Consider the following 2,684-nt stretch of genomic DNA (forward strand, 5'->3'; position numbering starts at 1 on the left):
TTTTATTAGGGGGTATTGTATTAAAATGCTAAAAACATTACTTAATAATAGGTTTTTTAATTTTTTAAAAAATAAAAATGTTAACTCTTATGAAGGAGAAATATTTTGTTTATTAGCTATAGGTAAATTAGTAACTTTTTTATTATTACTTTATTTAGCAACTAATTTAAAACCAATAAATACTATAAATCCTTTAGTTGTACTTATAGAATCAACTTTATTAATTGGTATATTTTTTCGCATATTTTTATTACATAAAAAACAATTACATATGTAATTAAATGTTTTAAGATTAAATTTTAAATAATTTACTATAAAATATTAAATAAAAAAACAATGGCAAGTATTATTTTTAAAATATACTTGTCATTGTTTTTTTATTAAAGTACTCTTCTTGCAATATAGCAACCATACATTTTTTCTGTTTTTATAAATGAGCCTTTATGAGGTGCATGTATAAAGAATCCATTTCCTACATATATGGTAGCATGTTCAGGACCTAACCCATTTCTATTAGGATTAAAAAAACCTAAATCTCCCTCTTTCATATGGTTAATAGGAATATTTATTCCACTTTTAGCTTGATCATAAGTTTCTCTTGGAAGTATAATATCAAAATTATTGAAAACATATTGAACAAATCCTGAACAGTCAAAACCATTAGGCGTTGTTCCCCTCCATAAATAAGGAGTTCCAATAAATTTATTCGCAAAATCTACCACCTGTTCACCTGTTACTTTAGATTTGTTTGAACATTGTGTAAAATCATCATTTATTAACTGAATATAATTAGCGGCAACATAGCCATTAATATTTCCATAACAAATAAAATACCAACCGGAAATACTTTTTGTTAAATCTATATTAATTATAGTTCCTTGTATAATAACCCCTATAACACTTGAATCTATGGAAGGAGTGTTCTTAACATTTAATGTAGTTGTAATGACTTTTCCTTTCATAATATTTTCTCCTTTTATTTTATGAAAATTTAAATTCATAGTTTAATTTATGCTATAGCTTAACAAAATGTTAAAAAAGTAAATATATTTTTAAAGACAAATTTATGTTAAATAAAATTTCTTATTATGTATTTTAAAGTATTTTTATATTTTTCAAATTTGAAATTTAACATCATTAAATGTGATAAAATTTTAAATTTGAAAAACAACAAATACATAGAAAGTCTTATTAAAAAATATTTGAATTTTAAAATGCTTTCATATTTAATTAGAGAGTTTATTATTTTTTTTACAATATATTAGTTAACTTATTTTTACATATACTGCTTCAAAACAAAAACTGCGTATTTTATACAAAATACGCAGTTTTTATTAAAAGTGTCTTATTTACTACTCTAAGAATATGTATTATAATATAGCAATAAGAAAATACGCAGTTTTAATAATTTAAAACACGCATTAAATTAAAGGTGAATTAATGGAAAATAATGTGTTATATACTGAGAATTTAATAAATTTATTAAGAAATTTAAATGAAGATGAAATTGAAAAATTATTAAAAGAAATAAAAAGCAAAGATTTTACAGAAAATTTAGCTCCAGTAAAAAGAAAAAAAGCTAGTAAAAGTACTCGTCCTTTAGAAAAAAAGGAATTTGAGCAAATAATAAAACTTATTTCTCAAGGGTTTGAATATGAAGCCAATAATAAAAAAAGAAAATTTAGATCAAATCCTCCATTAGCTTTTATATTAACTTTACAAGCCACTTTAGGACTTAGAATATCAGATGTAATTGAGTTAAAAGTATCTCATTTTATGAAGGATAAAATAGAACTTTATGAAAAGAAAACCAATAAACTTCAATATAAAAAAATAGCTAAAAATATTTCAGATATGGTTTTTAATTATGCTCTAGAGCAAGGATTAAAAAAATCTGACAAATTAATAAATGTTAAAATAAGAAATATACAACAACAATTAAAAATTGTAACTACTTATTTAGGTCTTAACAATATAAGTACTCATAGCTTTAGAAAAATGTATGCTGTTCATGTTTACGAAGAAACTCAGGGAGATATTGAGCTGTTAAAGGAATTATTAAATCACTCTAGTATAGCCGTAACTCAAAAATATATAAGAGTAAACCAAGATAAAATTGATGAAGTAAGTGAATCCATAGACTTTACATATGCCTTTAAAAATATAATTTAAATTATATACTTGTAAAATGAAATTACTTTAAAACACAAAGAACTACCCAACACATATGTATGGGGAAGTTCTTTATATTTTATACTAATTTAAAGGAAATAAAAACTAAGTTGAAAAAATTTAAATTTCATTAATACTAAGATTATTTATATCTCCATTTACAATAAAGTTTTTGTTCTGAGGATCAAAATATGTTTTTTCTTCAAACTTAATCCATTCTTCATTGTGGTTTTTAAAATCAAATATTAATGAAATATAAGTAGAATTATATGGAACAATAATTTCATTTTTTTCTTTAACTAAAATTATAATGGGTTCATTTTTAATTTCTATTCCTTCATTTTTAGGCGTATATTTTAAACAAGCTCTAATTGTAACATTACTTTCGTTTAATATATTTATTATTGACTCACTTAAAATATCCTTAGAAATATTACCACATAAATTTTCAGAGCCATTAAATAAAGAATCTAAATTATTAGACATTAAATTCACCTCAAAGTCTTTAAATA

At 22.1% G+C, this 2,684-nt stretch carries 4 protein-coding genes; 2 read left to right on the plus strand and 2 right to left on the minus strand.

Features of this window, described 5'->3' with window-relative positions; genetic code table 11:
* Positions 1–25 precede the first annotated feature (25 nt).
* Entirely contained in the window at positions 26–277 is a 252-nt protein-coding gene (locus GBZ86_RS14725) for a hypothetical protein (RefSeq protein WP_152891900.1), read from the plus strand.
* Between the two features lie 103 nt (positions 278–380).
* Here the strand turns inward: GBZ86_RS14725 and GBZ86_RS14730 are convergent, their stop codons facing one another.
* Positions 381–962 carry a C40 family peptidase gene (locus tag GBZ86_RS14730; protein WP_170272280.1) on the minus strand — a complete coding sequence of 194 codons (582 nt, stop codon included), beginning with the start codon at positions 960–962 and terminating at the stop codon, positions 381–383.
* 478 nt (positions 963–1,440) lie between these two features.
* On the opposite strand from GBZ86_RS14730, the gene GBZ86_RS14735 reads away from it, so the two are divergent.
* Entirely contained in the window at positions 1,441–2,172 is a 732-nt protein-coding gene (locus tag GBZ86_RS14735) for a tyrosine-type recombinase/integrase (protein WP_152891904.1), read from the plus strand.
* Positions 2,173–2,292: 120 nt separating this feature from the next.
* Here the strand turns inward: GBZ86_RS14735 and GBZ86_RS14740 are convergent.
* The coding region (locus GBZ86_RS14740) for a hypothetical protein (protein WP_207707465.1) at positions 2,293–2,684 on the minus strand (392 nt) is incomplete at its 5' end.

The organism is Clostridium tarantellae (genome assembly GCF_009295725.1).
In the GTDB taxonomy this organism is placed as follows: Bacteria; Bacillota; Clostridia; order Clostridiales; family Clostridiaceae; genus Sarcina; species Sarcina tarantellae.

What these genes read in the sequence shown, in the direction of transcription:
- GBZ86_RS14725 (WP_152891900.1), top strand. Translation starts at nt 26, where the DNA reads ATGCTAAAAACATTACTTAATAATAGGTTTTTTAATTTTTTAAAAAAT.
- GBZ86_RS14730 (WP_170272280.1), bottom strand. Translation starts at nt 962, where the DNA reads ATGAAAGGAAAAGTCATTACAACTACATTAAATGTTAAGAACACTCCT.
- GBZ86_RS14735 (WP_152891904.1), top strand. Translation starts at nt 1,441, where the DNA reads ATGGAAAATAATGTGTTATATACTGAGAATTTAATAAATTTATTAAGA.